Origin of the sequence: Nocardia sp. SSK8, from assembly GCF_037034205.1 — a bacterium.
Lineage (GTDB): Bacteria > Actinomycetota > Actinomycetes > Mycobacteriales > Mycobacteriaceae > Nocardia.
The window spans coordinates 18439-37056 of record NZ_JBAGKD010000004.1 but is presented as its reverse complement, the minus strand read 5'-3'; the positions used below and the strand labels follow the sequence as shown (position 1 = coordinate 37056).

The window sequence follows — 18618 nt, the reverse complement described above, 5'->3', positions numbered from 1 at the left end:
CCATGAGCAACCATTCAGCCCCGGCGGACGCCGTCGGGGCAGTTCGGCATACCCGAATACTGATCGTGGGCAGCGGTCTGTCCGGTGTCGGCACCGCCATCCGGCTCACCCAGGAGGGCGTCACCGACTTCGTCGTGCTCGAGCGCGGCACCGATGTCGGCGGCACCTGGCGGGACAACACCTATCCCGGGGCGGGCTGCGATGTCCCGTCCCACCTGTACTCGTATTCCTTCGCGCTGAACCCGAACTGGACGCGCTCGTTCTCCCCGCAGGCCGAGATCCACGAGTACATCCGCGCGGTCGCCGACCGATACGGCGTGCGCGACAAGCACGTGTTCGGCTGCGAGATGACCGGCGCGCACTGGAACGACGCCGAGGGCTACTGGGAGATCAGCTCCACCCAGGGCGACTACACCGCCGATATCGTGGTCTCCGCCGCCGGTGTGCTCTGCGAGCCGAATCTGCCCGATATCAAGGGGATCTCGGAGTTCGCGGGGGAGATCTTCCACTCCGCGCGCTGGAACCACGACTCGGAGCTGACCGGCAAGCGGGTCGCGGTGATCGGTACCGGGTCGTCGTCGGTGCAGATCGTGCCCTCGATCGCCCCCGAGGTCGCGCACCTCGACGTCTACCAGCGCACCGCCACCTGGGTGCTGCCGCACGCCACCCGGCCCTACCTGGCGGTCGAGCGCTGGGCCTTCCGGCGTGTGCCGGGCCTGCAGCGGGTGCTGCGCGGGATGATCTACGCCAACCGGGAGCTGTTCGTGCTGTTCCAGGCCAAGTACCCGAAGGCCGCGGTGCTGCTGGAGATCGTGGCCCGGGTGAAGATGTTCCTCGAGGTGCGCGATCCGGAACTGCGGCGCAAGGTGACCCCCAAGCACCGGCTGGGCTGCAAGCGCATGCTGGTGTCGAACAAGTACCTGCCCGCGCTGGGTCGCGACAATGTCGAACTCGTCACCGACGGGATCGCCGAGGTGCGCGCGCACTCGATCGTCACCGAGGACGGCACCGAGCGCGAGGTCGACGCCATCGTGCTGGCCACCGGCTTCCAGGTCACCGACTCGCCGACCTACAACCTCTACACCGGCCGCGACGGGCGCACCCTGTCCGAGGTGGCCGACGCGGAGGGCTACCAGACCTACAAGGGCACCACGGTCACCAACTTCCCGAACCTGTTCCTCATGCTCGGCGCGAACTCCGGGCTGAACTACACCTCGCTGATCTACATCATCGAATCCCAGATCGCCTACCTGGTCGACGCGGTCGCCACGATGCAGGCCCGCGAGCTGCGCTCGGTGGAGGTCCGTCCCGAGGTGCAGGCCGCGTACAACCGCGAGCTCGACACCAAGATGGCCCGCAGCGTGTGGGTCTCGGGCGGCTGCGACAGCTGGTTCCTGGACTCGCGGGGCCAGAACGCCACGCTGTGGCCGGACTTCAGTTTCAAGTACCGGCGGTTGCTGCGCGGCTTCGACGTGGACGCCTACGAGACCACCGCGAGGACGCGATGACCGAGAACACCAGTATCAAGCGGCACTACCGGGTCGCGATCATGGGCGCGGGCTTCGCGGGCCTCGGCCTGGCGATCCAGCTGCAGCGGCAGGGCCACACCGATTTCGTCGTCGCCGAGCGCGGCGACGAGATCGGCGGGACCTGGCGCGACAACACCTATCCCGGCGCGGGCTGCGATGTGCCCTCCCAGCTGTACTCCTACTCCTTCGCGCTGAATCCGGACTGGACCCGGTCGTTCTCGAATCAGCCCGAGATCCACCGGTACATGTGCGAGGTCGCCGACCACTTCGGCGTGCGCGACCGGATCATGCTCGGCTGCGCGGTGACCAGCGCGCGCTGGAACGAGCAGACCGCCCGCTGGGACGTCACCACCACCCAGGGTGAGTTCACCGCCGATTTCGCCGTCTCGGCGGCGGGCCCGCTGAGTTCGCCCAAGCTGCCGGACATCAAGGGCATCAACGACTTCGCCGGGAAGATCTTCCACTCGGCGAACTGGGACCACGAGGCCGAGCTGGCGGGCAAGCGGGTCGCGGTGATCGGCACCGGCGCCTCGGCCATCCAGATCGTGCCCACCATCGCCCCCGAGGTGGGCAGGCTCGACCTCTACCAGCGCTCGGCGCCCTGGGTGCTGCCGCGGGTCGGTCATCGCTACACCGGCCTGGAACGCTTTGCCTACCGCCGTATTCCCGGCGCGCAGCGCGCGGTGCGCACGGCCATCTACTGGCTGCGCGAGTCGTTCGTGCTCTGGCAGGCGAAGTTCGCCTGGGCGGCCGCGATCGTGCAGCTGGCGGCCAAGGCCAAGATCCGGTGGGAGATCAGCGATCCCGCGCTGCGCGCCAAGGTGACCCCCGGGTATCGCCTCGGCTGCAAGCGGATGCTGATCTCCAATGATTACTATCCGGCCCTCGCGCGCGACAATGTCGACGTGATCACCGACGGAATCGCCGAAATCCGTGCGCATTCCATCGTCACCGCCGACGGCACCGAACGCGAGGTCGACGCGATCGTGCTGGCCACCGGATTCCGGATCACCGATTCGCCGACCTACGACATGATCACCGGTCGCGACGGGCGCACATTGTCGGAAACCTTCGACGCCGAACCCATTACCGCGTACAAAGGTTCGGCCGTCGCGAATTTCCCGAATGTGTTCGTGATGATGGGCCCGAATTCCGCATTGAGTTACACCTCGGCGATTTTCACCATCGAATCGCAGATCAACTACATCGTGGACGCGCTGTCGACGATCGAGAAGCAGGGCCTGCGCACGGTCGAGGTCCGTGCGGAGGCCCAGGCCGCCTACAACCGCGAGCTGCAGGCCAAGTTCGACGGCACCGTGTGGAAGGAGGGCGGCTGCACGAGCTGGTTCGTCGACGAGAACGGCCACAACGCGACGCTGTGGCCGGACTTCAGCTTCAAGTTCCACCGGATGCTGCGCCGCTTCGACATCGAGGCCTACGACACCACCACCCGCTGACGGCGGGCCGGTCCGGGAATCGTTATCAGATCTGAACTCTTTTCAGATCGGGCAAATCTCTCGCAAATCGATAAAGGCGACCCGACCGGCGGTTCTGCGTGGCGTTACGCAGAACCGCCGTTTCGGGTTATCACCTTTTCGTGACGAACTCCGCTGGCCCCCCGATCCGGGATGTACGTTTAGGGCCGCATAAGTTCGCTGGATCCCATTCGGGTAACGGAGAGGGCGGAAATGGCTACAGTGACTCGGCAGTACTCCGCGGCGAAATCGGCGATGGCGCCCTCGACACTGGTGACTCTCGGCTTGATCCTGCTCATTCCGGTCCTGGCCACGGCGGGCCCGATCGCGGCGTCGGCGCTGATCGCGCGCTATGCCGGGCTCGGCTGGTCGGGCTGGTCGGTGTATGTGGTGATCGCCGTGGTCGTGGGTGGTTCGATCGCGGCCTCGATGTGGGCGTTCCGGTTGGCGTGGCGTCGAGCCACCGCCACCGAATCCGCCGATTCCCTCACGCGCTAGGAGTCCCCGCATGCAGACCCATCGTCACGCGGCGCTTCCCGCCGCGCCCCTGATCGACCCGGTTTCCCCCGATGCCGACGAATGCCGCAGGCTGCGCATCGTCGCCCGGATCGACGACGCGAGCCGGTGGGACACCACCGCCACCCGGCTGCTCGGCAGCGGCCTGCGCCGCTGGCGCGACCGCCCCGATATCGCCGACCACCCGGCGCTGTGCCGCTGGTCGCGCATCCAGGACTCGCAGCAGATGCTCGAACCGCCTTGCCTGCGTACGGTTTTCGCGGCGCTGGCGATCGGGGAGGAGCTGGCCTCCGGCGACGCGTGCGCCGACTTCGCCACCGCGGTCATGCTGCTGGCGGGCTGCCCCGCCGAGGCGATCGTGCAGAGCGATCCGCTCGGCGCGGCGCGCACCATCCGCTTCTCGGTCTACGCCTTCCGTGAGGACGACCTGCCGCTGGCCGAGGATCTGATCACCACCACCGTCGGTGCCTGTGGCGCCGTCCTGGCGCGGCGCTGCGCGGTGCTGCGTCCGGTATCCCGGCCCGCCGCGACGGCGCTGGTGGACCACCCGCTGCCGGAGCCGATGGTCCTGCGGACCGGCACCGCCGCCCGCTGAGCCCTCAGGCGTCGCGCAGGGCGCGATAGACCGCGGCGCCGACGAAGGCGCCCAGCGTCTCGGGGGTCCACACCCCGTCGTCGGCGAGCAGGCTGCGCACCGCGCTCTCACCCGCCGAGATCCACAGTTCCACCAGCACCGGCAGTTTGGCGTCGGCGTCGACCGTGCCCCAGGCGTGCAGGGTCGGCCGCAACAGCTCGGTGCAGCGCGCGAGCACCAGGGCGCGGCCGTGGCCGAAGGAGGTGGCGACATCGGGATCGGGATTGCCGTAGGCCAGGCGCCAGGAATCCGGGCTCGCGGCGACCACGCGCAGCAGCGCCTGGAAGCCGTCGACGAAGACTCCCTCGCCCGCGTCCACCGCGCGGCGGGGTGTGGCCTCGAGGACGCCGTCGATGATGCGGCGCTCCTCGCGGGCGACGAGTTCGTGCAGCAGCTCGACCCGATCGGCGAAGCAGGCGTAGACGACCGGGCGGGTGACCTTCATCCGGTCGGCCACCGCGGCCATGGTCACCGCGCCGATGCCCTGCTCGACGGCGATGGCGAGGGCGGCGTCGAGCACCTGCGGCCGTCGGCGTTCCGGCCCGAGATGGGCGGCGCGGCGGCGCGGCTGCACGGTCGGGTCGGTGGTCATCGCGTCCAACTCTAGCAGTGCGCGCCGCGGCCACCGGAACAGTTCCTACATGACTGTAGGATAATGATACGGTGGCGTAGGAATTGATCCGCGATCAGGAGTCACCGATGACCCAAGGCCTGTTCAACCCGAAGACCTGCGATTTCGCCGAGTTCGACGCCGAGACCCGCCGCCTGCTGCGGGCGACCGTCGACTGGTTCGAGCACCGCGGCAAGGCCGCGCTCAAGCGCGACGACCGCGACCGGATCTGGTACGCGGAGTTCCTCGACTTCGTCAAGCGCGAGCGGGTGTTCGCCACCTTCCTCACCCCGGCGGCCGAGGCCGCGGGCGACCCGAACAAGCGCTGGGACACCGCGCGCATCGCCATGATGAGCAAGATCCTCGGCTTCTACGGCATGTCCTACTGGTACGTCTGGCAGGTCACCATCCTGGGCCTCGGCCCGATCTGGCAGAGCGACAACGCCACCGCGCGCCGCAAGGCCGCCGCCGGGCTGGACTCGGGGGAGATCTTCGCCTTCGGCCTGTCGGAGAAGGAGCACGGCGCCGACGTGTACTCCACCGACATGGTGCTCGACCCCGACCCGGCCGGTGGCTTCCGCGCGCACGGCGGCAAGCACTACATCGGCAACGGCAATCTGGCCCGGATGGTCTCGGTGTTCGGCCGCCGCGCCGACAAGCCGATCATCGACAGCGCCCAGGCCCTGCGCTCGGCGCCGACCGAGGACGATTACGAGGGGTATCTGTTCTTCGTCGCCGATTCCCAGCACGAGAACTACCACTTGCGCCGCAATGTGGTCGACAGCCAGATGTATGTGGCCGCCTTCGATCTCGAGGACTACCCGGTGGCCGAGGAGGACATCCTGCACCGGGGCTCGGCCGCCTTCCACGCCGCGATGAACACCGTCAACGTGGGCAAGTTCAACCTCGGCTTCGGCGCGATCGGCGCCTGTGAGCACGCCTTCCACGAGGCGATCGACCACGCCGAGAACCGGGTGCTGTTCGGGCACCGGGTCACCGAGTTCCCGCAGGTCCGCACGCTGATCACCGAGTCCTACGCGCGGCTGGCGGGCATGCGGCTCTACAGCGAACGGGCGATCGACTACCTGCGCTCGGCCTCGCCGCGGGACCGGCGCTACCTGCTGTTCAACGCCATCGAGAAGATGACGGTGACCCGCCAGGGCCAGCGGGTGATCGAGGACCTCGCCGATGTGATCGCCGCGCGCGGTTTCGAGAACGACATGTACTTCCCGATGGCCATGCTCGGGCTGTTCGGCCTGCCGCGCCTCGAGGGCACCGTGCACGTGAACATGGCTCTGTCGCTGAAGTTCATGGCCAACTACATGTTCCATCCCGCCGACGCCGGGCTGGCGGCGCTGGGCGTGCTCCCGGGCGCGGGCACGGTCGGCCGCGGCACCGTCCGCACCGTGGCCGGGGCACTGAGCTGGTCGAGCAGGCGCCTGACGCCGACGGTCGGCAAGGTGGTCCCCAAGCTGCGCGCCGAACTCGGCGGCGCCGACTACCCGCCGGTCCGCACCCGCCGCGACGCCGCCGACGACGAATTCCTGTTCCGGCAGGGCCCCAGCAGCGGGCTGGGCCGGATCCGCTTCGCCGACTGGCGCCCGATCTTCGAGCGGTTCGCGCACGTGCCGAACGTCGCGGTGTTCCTCGACCAGGTGCTGGCCCTGCAGGCCCTGCTGGCCGCGGCGACCCCGACCGCCGAGCAGCAGCGCGATGTGGACTTCCTGTTCGCGCTCGGTGAGCTGTTCACCGCGGTGCCCTACGCGCAGCTCATCCTCGAGCAGGCCGAGATCGAGGGCACCGACACCGATCTGCTCGATCAGCTCTTCGACGGGTTCGTGCGCGAGTTCTCCCGGCACGCGCTCACCCTGCACAGCAAGCCCGACGCCACCCGCGCCCAGCAGGTCCGCGCGATCGACCTGGTGCGCAGGCCGGTCGCCGACGCGGCCCGGGTGGAGCGGGTGCTGGCCGCGGCGCGGGCCGTCGCGGGGACCTACCGGATGACCCCGTGAGGTCAGCGCGCCGGTAGCTGGTCCAGGTGGTCGCGGCGGCCGGTGCCGCGCAGCGGATTGGCGGTGGGGAAGGTGATCGAGGGCAGCGTCACCCACATGCGCACGCGGGTGCCGTTCGCGTCCTGGGTGAACTCCAGGTCCTCGGTGAGCACCCGCATCATCTCCACGCCGCGACCACGGAAACCGGGATCGGTGGGGGTCGGGACCCAGCGGCCGGTGTCGGTGATCTCGAGGACCACGCGGTCGCCCTCGCAGGTCGCGGTGAGGGTGACCCGGCCGGGTTCGCTGTCGCGGTAGGCGTGTTCGACGCTGTTGCTGCACGCCTCGTTGGCGGCGGCGACCAGGTCGGCGGCTAGGTCGTGCGGCACCGCGGCGGTGGCGAACCAGCGGTAGAGACTGCGCCGCAGGCCGGTGAGTTCCGCGGCGGCGGCGGGGATGTCGACGTGCAGCGGTTCGGGGGGCTGACGGTAGACGACCATGGCGACGTCGTCGTCGTAGCCGGCCGCCGGGGCCAGCCGCGAGAGCACCGCGTCGGCGACATCGCGGGGCAGCGCGGCCCCGGTCTCGCTGAGCACGTCGGCGATCTTGACGAAGCCCTCTTCGATGTCGTACCCGCGCTGCTCCACCAGCCCGTCGGTGAACAGCACGAGGGTGGCTCCCGGCGGCAGCGCGGTGGTGGCCTCGGGCCTGCGCGGGGTGTCGAAGGTGGCCAGCGGCACCGCGCGCCCGCCTTCCAGCACCCGGCCCGGCCCGCCGGGCGGGGCCAGCACCGGTGGCATGTGCCCGGCATTGGAGTAGCGGACCATCCCGCGCGCCGGATCGAGGACCGCCGCGCACACGGTGGTACACATCGCGCCCGGGATCCGCCCGGCGACGGTGTCGAGCTCGGCCAGCAGCTGGGCCGGTCCGGCCCCGCGCAGCAGCAGCGCGCGGGCCGCGGTGCGCAACTGGCCCATCACCACCGCCGCGGACAGACCACGGCCGACGCAGTCGCCGACCACCACACCGATGGTGCCGTCGCGCAGCGGCACCACGTCGTACCAGTCGCCCCCGATCTCGAGCGGGGGCAGCGCGGGTTCGTAGTGCACCGAGAACCGCGGCGGCAGTTCGATCGGGCCGAGCATGGCGCGCTGCAACGTCAGCGAGGTGGCGCGCGCCTGGTCGAAGTTACGGGCGCGCTGCAGCGCCACGCTGAGATGACCGACCAGCAGCGAGTACAGCGCCCAGTCGGCGGCGCTGACCGCGCGCGGCGCGCCGAAACGCACCCACAGGGCGGCGTCGCCGGTCTCGCCGAGCGGCGCGACGACGGCCTCGACGCCCTCGTCCTCGCTGGTGATGGCCGACAGGCCGCGCGCGGTCTGCCTGCGCGCGCGATCCAGCAGCGCGCGCACCTCGTCGTCCAGCGGCACCTCGGCGCCGACGTTCTCCCGCACCGGGGTCGCGGTGGCGGCGGTCAGTTCGGGTCCGGACCCGCTGGGCGGCGCACCGCAGGAGTACACGTCGGGGCGTCCGGTGCGGCTGGGCCACACCGCGACCAGCGCGGTCCGCGCGCCCATGGTGCGGCGCAGCTCGTCGAGCCCGACGGCGAGCACCTCGACCATGCTGGTGGCCGCGCCGACCGCGGTGGCCAGGCGTGAGGCGGCCTGATCGCGGGCCTGCGCGTCGTGCTCGGCGGTGACATCGCGGACGGTGCCGACGAAGATGCGCTCGTTGTTCTCCTGGCGCACCAGCGAGCTCGCGCTCACCGCCAGCCAGCGCTCGCGCCCGTCGCGATGCCGCACCGGCATCACGAAACGCGAAGCCTCCGTACCGATCTGGGGATAGCCCTCGCGGTCGGGCAGCACCCACGGATGCGGCAGCGCGAAGGGCACCTCGTCGGCGCCGTAGCCGGTGAGCACCCCGAAGGCCGAGTTCACCTCGACGATGGTGCCCTGCGCGTCGGCGACGAAGAACCCGTCCTGCAGCGATTCCACCAGCGCGGTGCGGAAGGCGTCGCGCCCGGCCAGATCCTCGGCGCGCGAGCGCTGCTGCTCGTAGCGGCGGGTGCCGTCCAGATAGCCGCGGGTGGCGATGTCCAGGGCCGCCATGGTCTGTAGCAGGAACTCCAGCGCCACCTCGGCCCGGCGCGAATCCGCCTGCGCCCCGGCGAACTCGGCGACCGCGCGGAAGTGGTGTTCGGTGAGGTCGAGCAGGCTCACGCCCTCGACCAGGGCACGCCTGCCCAGGTCGTAGCCCTCGGAGAGCCCCTCCTGGCCGGGCGCGGCGACATGGCGGCGTAGTGCTGCCGAATAGTCGTCGAGAAATGCGGCCAGGCCTGCGCTCATCGGCAACCTCTCATGGGCAGGCGCCGCGGAATCGGGCCGCGAGCACCAGTGCGTCGTCGGTGTCCTTGGCATCGCGGGCGAGCAGGTCACCCGCGACGGTGGCGGCCGGGCGGGCCAGATCGATCGATTCCGGGCCGACGGGCACGATCCCGTCGGTGGCCATCAGCAGCAGGTCGCCGGGCCGGATCGGCAGCGTCTGCGGCTGCAGGTGCGAGGGCAGCCGGTAGCCGACGATGCCGCCGGTGAGCAGCATGGTCGCGCGCAGTTCCGGCCCGGCCGGACCCAGCGTGAGCAGCCGCGACTCGACATTGCCGACCCCGAGCCACTGCAGCGTCTCACCCGGCCCGATGAGGGCCAGCGAGACCGCGGCGCCGCGGGTCTCGACCATCGCGCGATGGCACAGCACCATCAACACATCCAGCGGTTCGCCGCGATTGTCGGAGAGGATGACCGCGGCCCGGTCGGCCGCGTCGGCCGCGGCGGCACCGTGACCGAGGCCGTCGAGCACGCCGAAGAGCACCCCGCCGTCGCCGGTGTCCAGGACGAGCGCCCGGTCACCGGAGACGTCCTGACCGGGCAGTGCCCGACCGGCCGTCGACCATTCCGTGCGGCCGATGATCCCGTCTTCATGCACCCTCGGGTACCCACTTCCACATCTCGATCAACGTCCCGCGACCCGGGGCGGAATCGATGGTGAGCCGGTCCATCAAGCGGCGCGCACCGGGCAGGCCGAGACCGAGTCCACGGCCGGTGGAGAAGCCGTCCTCCAGGGCGCGCGGGATGTCTCTGATGCCGGGCCCCTGGTCCTCGGCCTGGACGATCAGCGCACGACGGCCGTCGCGCTGATCGACGAGCAGCCGGATCTCGCCGCTGCCCGCGTAGCTGGTGATGTTGCGCGCGATCTCGGAGATCGCGGTCGAGATCATGGTGCGATCGGTGAGGGTGAAGCCGAGTTGTGCCGCCAGCTCGTGTCCGGCCTGGCGGGCTGTCACGATGTCCTCGGACACCTTGACCGCGATCGCAACCTGCTCAGCGGCCACTGTCACGACCGTCTCGTCGGCTGCGCGGGTGCCGGTTCAGCCAGGCCAGGCCCTCCTCGAGATCCAGCGCGGTGTGCATGTCCTCGAAGGTCAGGCCCAGCTGGACCATGGCGAAGGCGACCTCGGGCTGGAGCCCGACGATGACCGTCTCGGCGCCGCGCAGCTGGGTCATGTGCGCGATGGTGCGCAGCGAGCGCGCCGCGAAGGAATCCATCACGTCGATCGCGGTGACGTCGACGATGATGCCGGTCGCGCGATAGCGGCTGACCTGCTTCATCAGGTCGTCCTGCAGGCGCTCGGTGTCGCTGTCGGTCAGGGCCGACTGCACCGAGGCGATCAGGTACGTGCCCTGTTTGAGAATGGGAACCGGCATGGCGGAGGTATCAGCGCCCGTCGCGCTCGCCGAGGCGCTCGGTGACCCGGGAGACCTCGTAGCCGAGCAGCCGCTCCGCTTCCTCGATACCACCCTGCAGGTCGCCGACCGCGTTCATCTTCGACAGGTCGAGGCCGATCGTCACCAGGGTGAGCGCGATCTCCGAGGACAGCCCGGTGATGATGACATTGGCGCCCATCAGGCCCGAGGCGTCGACGGTCTGCACCAGGTGGTTGGCCACCACGGAGTCGATCGCGGGCACACCGGTGATGTCGATGACGACCACCTTCGCGCGGTTGGCGCGGATGGCGCGCAGCAGCTGCTCGGTGAGCTGACGGGCGCGCTGGGAGTCGAGCACACCGATGATCGGCAGGATGAGCAGCTGCTCGCGCACCTGCAGCACCGGGGTGGACAGCTCGCGGATGGCCTCCTGCTGACGGCTGATGACGCGCTCGCGCTCCTGGACGAACGACACACCCACGGTGTTGGCGATGCGGTTGGCGGCGGGCTCGTAGGCGTCGAGCACCTGGTTGAGCATCTCGAAGTCGGACATGTACTTCGAGAACAGCGAGCGGGCCAGCACGTCGCGCAGCAACAGCACGATGCCCAGGATCTCGTCGGTCTCCACGCCGCGGGGCACGATGCGTTCGGACAGGTCGCGGGCGTAGGCCTGCAGGGCCTCGACGCTACCGGTCTCGAGCACCTCGACGTAGTTGTCGAAGATCGAGGTGGCCTCGGAGAAGATCTCCTCCGGGGTCATCGCGGTGAGCAGCTGGGCCTCGGTGATGCGGCGGGCCCATTCCTCGCGCAGCGCGGTGCGGTTCTGCCGGAGGTGTTCGACCAGCTGGGGGAGCAGGTTGTCGACAGGGCGTGCGGGCAGCGAATCCGACGAAAGACTCGTGGACACCTCGGACATGGAAACTCCTGCCCCTTTCGACGACATTCTCCGTGCGCACGGCGCGCATCGATTCGAGCCTACTCATACCCCCTCCGCGGTGCTGCCCAAACCTGCGGGTTGCGCCACACCGGCGGGCATATCCGGAGCAAACCCGCGTTGGAGGGCGCCGAGCGCGCGATCGAGGTAGACGGTGAGATCGGCGTCACCCCGTTCGACCCACGCGTCGTAGGCGGCTCTGGCCGCGGCCAGGGTGGTGCGCCCGACGGCCAGCGGCACCAGGTCGTTCGCGGTGGTGCCCAGTCTGCGGGCGGCGAACTCGCCGACCGCGCGTTCCCAGGCGTCGTAGTGCGCGCCCGCGCCCGCCGAGAGCGCGGGCACCGCCGAGACCAGCCGCATCCGGGTGCGCAGTTCGGGGATGTCCTCGGCGCGATAGCGGTTGGCCGCCACCACGATCCGGCGCACCGCGGCCATCATCGGTTCGTCGTCGGGTACCCCGGCGAAGGCGGCGCGCAGGTCGGCGACCTCGTCGTCGAACTGGTGCCAGAGCACCTCGGCCTTGCTGGGGAAGTAGCGGAAGAAGGTGCGTTCGCTCACGCCCGCCTCGGCGGCGATGCGTTCGACGGTGATCTCGTCGAAGCCGTACTCGGCGAACAGTCGCATCGCGATGACTTCGAGTTCGCGGCGCGTGGTGCGCGGGGGGCGGCCGCGGTGGGTGCGCGGCGTCGGGGCGGACATGGATACAGCGTAGGGACAAAGTCCCGGTCCCCTTGATTATGTCAGTGGCTGACGTTAATCTTCGGTCATGTTCGTGGCCCACCTCACATGGCCCGAGGCGGGTGTCTGCGCCGCCGCGGGAGTGATCCTGCTCATCCCGCTCGGCGCGACCGAGCAACACGGCCCGCACCTGCCGCTGTCCACCGACAGCGATATCGCCGCCGCGCTGTGCGCCCGCGTCGCCGCCGAGCGTGCCGACGTGCTCGTCGCCCCGGCCGTGCCCTACGGCGCCAGTGGTGAGCACGCCGGATTCCCCGGCACCCTCTCGATCGGGCAGGCGGCGCTCGAGCTGCTGGTGGTGGAACTGTGCCGGTCGGCCACCGACACCTTCTCCCGGATCGTGCTGGTCAACGGGCACGGCGGCAATATCGAGGCGCTGCGCCGCGCGGTCACGCTGCTGCGCGCGGAATCGCGCGAGGTGCGGCTGTACTCACCCGGCTATGGCGGCGACCCGCACGCGGGCCGCACCGAGACCTCGATCCAACTCGCGCTGCACCCCGACCGGGTGCGCGCCGAACTGGCCGTACCGGGCGACACCCGCGAGCTGGCCGAGCTGCTGCCCGAACTGCGCGCCGGTGGTGTCCGCGCCGTGAGCCCCAACGGGGTCCTCGGCGATCCCACCGGGGCCGGGCCCGAGGAGGGCGAAGCCCTGCTGAAACACGCGACCACCGCACTACTGGACGACCTGGGCCGCTGGTGGCCGCAGGATCATGAGGAAGGACCCCGTCGATGAATCCCTGGTTCGAGACCGTCGCCGAGGCGCAGCGCCGCGCCCGCAAGCGCCTGCCGAAATCGGTGTACGGCGCGCTGATCGCGGGCTCGGAACGCGGCCAGACCATCGAGGACAACCAGACCGCGTTCACCGAGCTCGGCTTCGCCCCGCACTGCGCGGGCCCGATCGGCGACCGCGATCAGTCCACCACCGTGCTCGGTCAGCCGGTGTCCATGCCGGTGCTCATCTCGCCGACCGGCGTGCAGGCCGTGCACCCCGACGGTGAGGTGGCCGTGGCCAGGGCCGCCGCCGCGCGCGGCATCGCCATGGGGCTGAGCTCCTTCGCGAGCAAGCCGGTGGAAGAGGTCGTGGCGGCCAACCCGTCGACCTTCTTCCAGCTGTACTGGTGTGGCGACAGGGACCAGATCCTGGAGCGGATGGACCGGGCGAAGAAGGCCGGTGCCGTCGGGCTCATCCTCACCCTGGACTGGTCGTTCTCGCACGGCCGCGACTGGGGCAGCCCGGTCATCCCGGAGACACTGAACCTGCGCGCCATGATGCGGTTCGCCCCGCAGACCCTGGCCCGTCCGCGCTGGCTGGCCACCTACCTGCGCTCGGGCAGCATCCCCGACCTGACCGCCCCCAATATGGCCGTCGGCGGCGGCGCGGCGCCGGGCTTCTTCGGCGCCTACGGCGAATGGATGCAGACCCCCGCCCCCGACTGGGCCGACGTGGCCTGGATCTGCGACCAGTGGGACGGCCCGGTGCTGCTCAAGGGTGTGATGCGGGTCGACGACGCGCTGCGCGCGGTCGACGCGGGCGTGGCGGGCATCTCGGTCTCCAACCACGGCGGCAACAACCTCGACGGCACCCCCGCCGCCATCCGCGCCCTGCCGGTTCTCGCCGACGCGGTGGGCGACCAGATCGAGGTCCTGCTCGACGGCGGCATCCGCCGCGGCAGCGACGTGGTCAAGGCCGTGGCCCTGGGCGCCCGCGCCGTCCTCATCGGCCGCGCCTACCTCTGGGGCCTGGCCGCCAACGGCCAGGCGGGCGTCGAGAACGTCCTCGACATCCTCCGCGGCGGCATCGACTCCGCCCTGCTCGGCCTGCGCAAAACCGCCGTCACCGATCTCACCCGCGACGACATCGTCATCCCCACCGGCTTCGAACGCGCCCTGGGCGTCCCCGCGGGGGAAAACCATTCCGGCAACCGGGATTTCACGAATTCCACGGAGGTCGTCACCGCCCCCACTGGCTAGGATCGCCGCCGGTCCGGTCACCCGTGGCGGCTCGGTTCCCGCCGACCGGACACGGGTAGGTCGGGTGGTTCCTGATCCGGATCAGGCTCCGGCGGGGTCCGGGTTCGCCCGGCGTAGCTCCGGTGGGGTCGCGCCGGTGGTGCGGTGGTGGTCGACCAGGACGTCGTAGATCTCGGCGAGGGCCGTGAGCTGGCTGCGGTCGAGCACATCGATCATGTGCCTGCGTACGCTGCGGACGTGGGCGGGCGCGGCCGTGGTGAGCAGTTGCCCACCGGCGGGGGTGAGGCGCGCGACGGTGCGGCGCGCGTCGTGCGGCATGGTCTCGCGGGAGACCAGGCCGCGCTTCTGCATGCGGGTGATCTGATGCGAGAGCCTGCTCTGCGACCACTCCAGGGCGCCGGCCAGGTCGGCGAAGGTGAGCCGCTGACCCGGCGCGTCGGCCAGGTAGACCAGCACCGAGTATTCGACATAGCTCAGGTTGGCCGCCCGGCCCGCGTCGCGTCCGATCGCCGCGGCGATCAGGTCGCGGGTTCGCACGTAGCCGAGCCAGGCGCGCATTTCGACATCATCGAGCCACTGTGGATCCGTCACGATCGAGCTCCAGATTCTCCGGTGCAGGCTTCGGGGTGGAACGGTGCACGCCCCGCCACCGCCCGGAGAATGGGTAGCACCGTTTGGGTTGAACGTGCAACCTCGATCATGGTTCGGCTTGCCGGGTCTTCGTCACAAAGGGTCGCCTTACCTGCGGCGCGATGACGGTGCTCGATAGGCTTCGGATCGCTTTGTGACCAGCCCGCCCTGCCCGAAGGAGTGCGATCCGTGACCGCGCCGGAGTTCCGCTATTCCGATCTGCTGCCGATCGGCGCCGACGAGACGCCCTACCGCCTGCTCACCACCGAGGGGGTCAGCACGTTCGAGCACAACGGGCGCACCTTCCTGCAGGTGGAGCCCGAGGCGCTGCGCCTGCTCACCGAGACGGCGATCCACGACATCAGCCACTACCTGCGCCCCGCGCACCTGGCTCAGCTGCGCAAGATCATCGACGACCCGGAATCCTCGGGCAACGATCGCTTCGTCGCGCTGGACCTGCTCAAGAATCTCAACATCTCCGCGGGCGGCGTGCTGCCCATGTGCCAGGACACCGGCACCGCGATCGTGATGGGCAAGAAGAGCGAGGGCGTGCTCACCGGCGTCGACGACGCCGAGTGGATCAGCCGCGGCGTGTACGACGCCTACAACCGGCTCAACCTGCGCTACTCGCAGCTCGCCCCGATCACCATGTGGGACGAGAAGAACACCGGTTCCAACCTGCCCGCGCAGATCGAGCTGTACTCGACCGAGGGCACCCCGGACAACCCGGTCTACAAGTTCCTGTTCATGGCCAAGGGCGGCGGCTCGGCCAACAAGTCCTTCCTGTACCAGGAGACCAAGGCCGTCCTGAACCCCGAGCGCATGCTCGAGTTCCTCGACGAGAAGATCCGCTCGCTGGGCACCGCGGCCTGCCCGCCGTACCACCTCGCGGTGGTCATCGGCGGCACCAGCGCCGAATTCGCCCTGAAGACCGCGAAGTACGCCTCCGCGCACTACCTGGACAATCTGCCCACCGAGGGTTCGATCACCGGCCACGCCTTCCGCGATCTCGAGCTCGAGGAAGAGGTCTTCCAGCTCACCCGCGAGTTCGGCATCGGCGCCCAGTTCGGCGGCAAGTACTTCTGCCACGACGTGCGCGTGGTGCGCCTGCCTCGCCACGGCGCCTCCTGCCCGGTCGCCATCGCGGTCTCCTGCTCGGCCGACCGCCAGGCCCTGGCCAAGATCACCAAGGACGGCATCTTCCTCGAGCAGCTGGAAACAGAACCGGCGCAGTACCTTCCGGAGCAGACCGAGGACATCCTCGGCGGCGACGTGGTGAAGATCGACCTCAACCGCCCGATGGACGAGATCCGCACCGAACTGTCGAAATACCCGGTGAAGACCCGGCTTTCGCTCACCGGCCCACTGGTGGTGGCCCGCGACATCGCGCACGCCAAGATCAAGGAACGCCTCGACGCGGGCGAGCCCATGCCGCAGTACCTGCGCGACATGGCCGTCTACTACGCGGGCCCGGCCAAGACTCCCGAGGGCTACGCCTCCGGCTCCTTCGGCCCCACCACCGCCGGTCGCATGGACTCCTATGTCGACCAGTTCCAGGCCGCGGGCGGCTCGATGATCATGCTCGCCAAGGGCAACCGCTCGGCCCAGGTCACCAAGGCCTGCCACGAGCACGGCGGCTTCTACCTCGGCTCCATCGGCGGCCCGGCCGCGCGCCTGGCGCTGGACTGCATCAAGAACGTCGAGGTGCTCGAATACCCCGAGCTCGGCATGGAAGCGGTCTGGAAGATCGACGTCGAGGACTTCCCGGCGTTCATCGTCGTCGACGACAAGGGCAACGACTTCTTCGCCGAGACGTCCAAGCCGATCGCGCTGCGCGTGCGCACCCGCTCGAAGGAACGCGTCTGACAGCGGCCTGTCGCGTGTAATGTGACGCGCGACAGGACACGCCAGGTGACGGGGGTGCGGATGACAGCCACCGGAGTGCCCGGCGGACGCTTCACGCGAGGCGCGAAGCTCGGGCAACTGGCCGCGGGGCAGGCGATGCGCGGGGTCGGCAGGCGGCTGTCGATGATCGGGCGCACCGAGGAGGCCCGGCAGGTGCTGGCCGAACGCTCGGCCATGACCACCGCCCAGCAGATCGTCGCGGTGCTCGGGAGCATGAAGGGCTCGGCCATGAAGCTGGGGCAGATGGCCTCGGTGCTGGACCTGGACTTCGTGCCCGAACGGCACCGCGACGAGTTCCGCGGCCAGCTGGCCGCGCTGCGCGATCAGGCCCCCGCCGTGCCCTTCGCCAAGATCCGCCGGGTGATCGAGGACGATCTCGGCCCGCTGGGGCGGGTCTTCGCCGACTTCGACGAGACCGCGCTCGCGGCGGCCTCGATCGGCCAGGTGCACCGGGCGCGGCTGCACGACGGGCGCGAGGTGGCGGTCAAGGTCAAATACCCCGGGATCGAGCGCGCGGTGCACGCCGATATCGGCAACCTGGAATTCCTGGGCAAGATGGGCCGCTCGGTGCTGCCCAGCGTGGCCGACACCGGCGTGCTCGAGGAGGTCGCCGACAATCTGCGCAGCGAGCTGGACTATCTGCGCGAGGCCCGCACTCAGCACCGGGTGGCGCAGCGCTACCGCGGCCACCCGCTGGTGCAGATCCCCGACGCGATCGGCGAACACTGCTCGCACAACGTGCTGGTGACCGAATTCGTCGACGCGCGCCCCTTCGCCCACCTGCAGACGCTGCCCGACGCCGACCGTGACCACTTCGGCGAGCTGATCTACCGCTTCTACATCGGCACCCTCTTCGCCGAAAACGAGTTCTGCGGCGACCCGCATCCGGGCAATGTGCTGCTGGCCGCCGACGGCAGGCTCGCCTTCGTCGACTTCGGGCTCTACAACGAGATGGACCCCGTGCACGTCGATTTCGAACGTTCGTGCCTGCGCGCGGCCGCCGAGGGACGCCCCGAGGACCTGTACGCGGCCTGGGTCGAGCGCGGCATCATCGACCCGGAGGCGGGCGTCACCGTCGAGGAGTGCGAGGCCTATGTGTGGGCGGTGACCGGCTGGCACCTGTTCGACGAAGAGGTCACCATCACCCCCGAACTGGCCACCGGCGCGCTGCTGCTCGCCATCGACCCGCGCTCCTCGGAGTTCCAGGGCATGCACCGCCAGTTCCTGCCGCCCGAGCACATCTTCTCCCGCCGTGCCGACCTGTTCACCTTCGCCACCCTCGGCCAGTTGCGGGTCACCGCGAACTGGCATCTGCTGGCCCGCGAATGGCTCTACGGGGATCCCGCGCCCACCGAGGCTGGCCGCGAGTTCGAGCGGTGGCGCCACCGCGCGCGCTGAGCGCCGCGAAACCGTCACCGGCGCAACTCCGCTCGCTCACACGGTGCTGACCTGCGTCTACGTCGAGCTGTAGTAGCTTGGTCGACGACAAGCGACGGCGCGGGAAGGGAGTGTGGTGGGTACCTCTGCCGATGGTTCCCGTCGCGCGTTCGGCCCGCGGACCCTCCCGGTCGCCGTGCTGCTGGTTCTCACCACGCTGTGCGCGCTGGTGATCGACTGCACCACCGTGCACCACGACGACCACCACGCGGGCACCGTCGCCGTGGTCGCGGGCGTCGCCGATGTGGTGGTGCCCGATCACCCACTGCTGCCGGACCACTGCCTCGCCGACGTCGCGGCCCCCGACAGCGCGCTCGTCCTGCCCGCCCTCGCCGCGCTCACCGCGGTGCTGCTCGTCCTCGTCGCCGCCCTTGGCCTGCCCGCGCTCGCCGGGCGTGGACCCCCGCGCGTCACCCCGCGGTCGCGCCCCGGCCGCGACATCCTCATCCATCACTGCCTCTGCCGACGCTGACCGGTCAGCGCCAGGCCT

At 70.0% G+C, this 18618-nt stretch carries 18 protein-coding genes; 10 read left to right on the top strand and 8 right to left on the bottom strand.

Annotation, left to right across the window (positions count from 1 at the left end; translation table 11 throughout):
• The first annotated feature begins 2 nt into the window (after nucleotides 1-2).
• From WA675_RS09370 to WA675_RS09355, 4 genes are all read left to right on the top strand, one after another.
• Complete coding sequence (locus WA675_RS09370) at nucleotides 3-1508, top strand: flavin-containing monooxygenase (RefSeq protein ID WP_336083673.1); 1506 nt, start codon at nucleotides 3-5, stop codon at nucleotides 1506-1508.
• Nucleotides 1505-2986, top strand: coding sequence for a flavin-containing monooxygenase (locus tag WA675_RS09365; RefSeq protein ID WP_336083671.1), 1482 nt, complete (start codon nucleotides 1505-1507; stop codon nucleotides 2984-2986). The genes WA675_RS09370 and WA675_RS09365 overlap by 4 nt, the downstream gene beginning before the upstream one ends.
• Before the next feature lie 231 nt (nucleotides 2987-3217).
• Nucleotides 3218-3502, top strand: a complete 285-nt coding sequence (locus WA675_RS09360; RefSeq protein WP_336083669.1) for a hypothetical protein — start codon at nucleotides 3218-3220, stop codon at nucleotides 3500-3502.
• A gap of 10 nt (nucleotides 3503-3512) precedes the next feature.
• Entirely contained in the window at nucleotides 3513-4115 is a 603-nt protein-coding gene (locus WA675_RS09355; protein WP_336083667.1) for a hypothetical protein, read from the top strand.
• A gap of 4 nt (nucleotides 4116-4119) precedes the next feature.
• Here the strand turns inward: WA675_RS09355 and WA675_RS09350 are convergent, their stop codons facing one another.
• A complete protein-coding gene (locus WA675_RS09350; RefSeq protein ID WP_336083665.1) occupies nucleotides 4120-4746 on the bottom strand; it encodes a TetR/AcrR family transcriptional regulator in 627 nt (208 codons plus the stop codon).
• A gap of 107 nt (nucleotides 4747-4853) precedes the next feature.
• Between WA675_RS09350 and WA675_RS09345 the strand changes: the two genes are divergently transcribed.
• Nucleotides 4854-6776 (top strand): acyl-CoA dehydrogenase family protein, encoded by a 1923-nt coding sequence (locus WA675_RS09345; protein ID WP_336083664.1) that lies wholly within the window; start codon nucleotides 4854-4856, stop codon nucleotides 6774-6776.
• Between the two features lie 2 nt (nucleotides 6777-6778).
• Here WA675_RS09345 and WA675_RS09340 read toward each other — a convergent pair whose 3' ends face one another.
• The 6 genes from WA675_RS09340 to mftR form a co-directional block, all read right to left on the bottom strand.
• Nucleotides 6779-9100, bottom strand: a complete 2322-nt coding sequence (locus WA675_RS09340) for a SpoIIE family protein phosphatase (RefSeq protein WP_336083662.1) — start codon at nucleotides 9098-9100, stop codon at nucleotides 6779-6781.
• Between the two features lie 10 nt (nucleotides 9101-9110).
• Entirely contained in the window at nucleotides 9111-9734 is a 624-nt protein-coding gene (locus WA675_RS09335) for a stage II sporulation protein M (protein ID WP_336083660.1), read from the bottom strand.
• A complete protein-coding gene (locus WA675_RS09330; RefSeq protein ID WP_336084169.1) occupies nucleotides 9727-10140 on the bottom strand; it encodes an ATP-binding protein in 414 nt (137 codons plus the stop codon). The genes WA675_RS09335 and WA675_RS09330 overlap by 8 nt, the downstream gene beginning before the upstream one ends.
• A complete protein-coding gene (locus tag WA675_RS09325; protein WP_278264496.1) occupies nucleotides 10130-10513 on the bottom strand; it encodes an STAS domain-containing protein in 384 nt (127 codons plus the stop codon). Before WA675_RS09325 ends, WA675_RS09330 begins: the two co-directional genes overlap by 11 nt.
• A gap of 10 nt (nucleotides 10514-10523) precedes the next feature.
• Complete coding sequence (locus WA675_RS09320; RefSeq protein WP_336083659.1) at nucleotides 10524-11429, bottom strand: STAS domain-containing protein; 906 nt, start codon at nucleotides 11427-11429, stop codon at nucleotides 10524-10526.
• A gap of 63 nt (nucleotides 11430-11492) precedes the next feature.
• Nucleotides 11493-12146 (bottom strand): mycofactocin system transcriptional regulator, encoded by a 654-nt coding sequence (mftR, locus tag WA675_RS09315; RefSeq protein WP_336083657.1) that lies wholly within the window; start codon nucleotides 12144-12146, stop codon nucleotides 11493-11495.
• A gap of 67 nt (nucleotides 12147-12213) precedes the next feature.
• Between mftR and mftE the strand changes: the two genes are divergently transcribed.
• On the top strand, nucleotides 12214-12918 hold the full coding sequence (gene mftE, locus WA675_RS09310; protein WP_336083655.1) for a mycofactocin biosynthesis peptidyl-dipeptidase MftE: 705 nt from the start codon (nucleotides 12214-12216) through the stop codon (nucleotides 12916-12918).
• On the top strand, nucleotides 12915-14156 hold the full coding sequence (gene mftD / locus WA675_RS09305; RefSeq protein ID WP_336083654.1) for a pre-mycofactocin synthase MftD: 1242 nt from the start codon (nucleotides 12915-12917) through the stop codon (nucleotides 14154-14156). The genes mftE and mftD overlap by 4 nt, the downstream gene beginning before the upstream one ends.
• Nucleotides 14157-14237: 81 nt before the next feature.
• Here the strand turns inward: mftD and WA675_RS09300 are convergent, their stop codons facing one another.
• On the bottom strand, nucleotides 14238-14747 hold the full coding sequence (locus WA675_RS09300) for a MarR family winged helix-turn-helix transcriptional regulator (RefSeq protein ID WP_336083653.1): 510 nt from the start codon (nucleotides 14745-14747) through the stop codon (nucleotides 14238-14240).
• Nucleotides 14748-14975: 228 nt separating this feature from the next.
• Between WA675_RS09300 and WA675_RS09295 the strand changes: the two genes are divergently transcribed.
• The 3 genes from WA675_RS09295 (at nucleotide 14976) to WA675_RS09285 (ending at nucleotide 18600) form a co-directional block, all read left to right on the top strand.
• The gene (locus WA675_RS09295) at nucleotides 14976-16652 is read left to right on the top strand and encodes a fumarate hydratase (protein WP_336083652.1); all 1677 of its coding nucleotides are present in this window, start codon (nucleotides 14976-14978) and stop codon (nucleotides 16650-16652) included.
• Nucleotides 16653-16712: 60 nt separating this feature from the next.
• Entirely contained in the window at nucleotides 16713-18089 is a 1377-nt protein-coding gene (locus tag WA675_RS09290; RefSeq protein ID WP_336083650.1) for an AarF/UbiB family protein, read from the top strand.
• Between the two features lie 115 nt (nucleotides 18090-18204).
• Nucleotides 18205-18600, top strand: coding sequence for a hypothetical protein (locus WA675_RS09285; RefSeq protein WP_336083648.1), 396 nt, complete (start codon nucleotides 18205-18207; stop codon nucleotides 18598-18600).
• The last annotated feature ends 18 nt before the right edge of the window (nucleotides 18601-18618 follow it).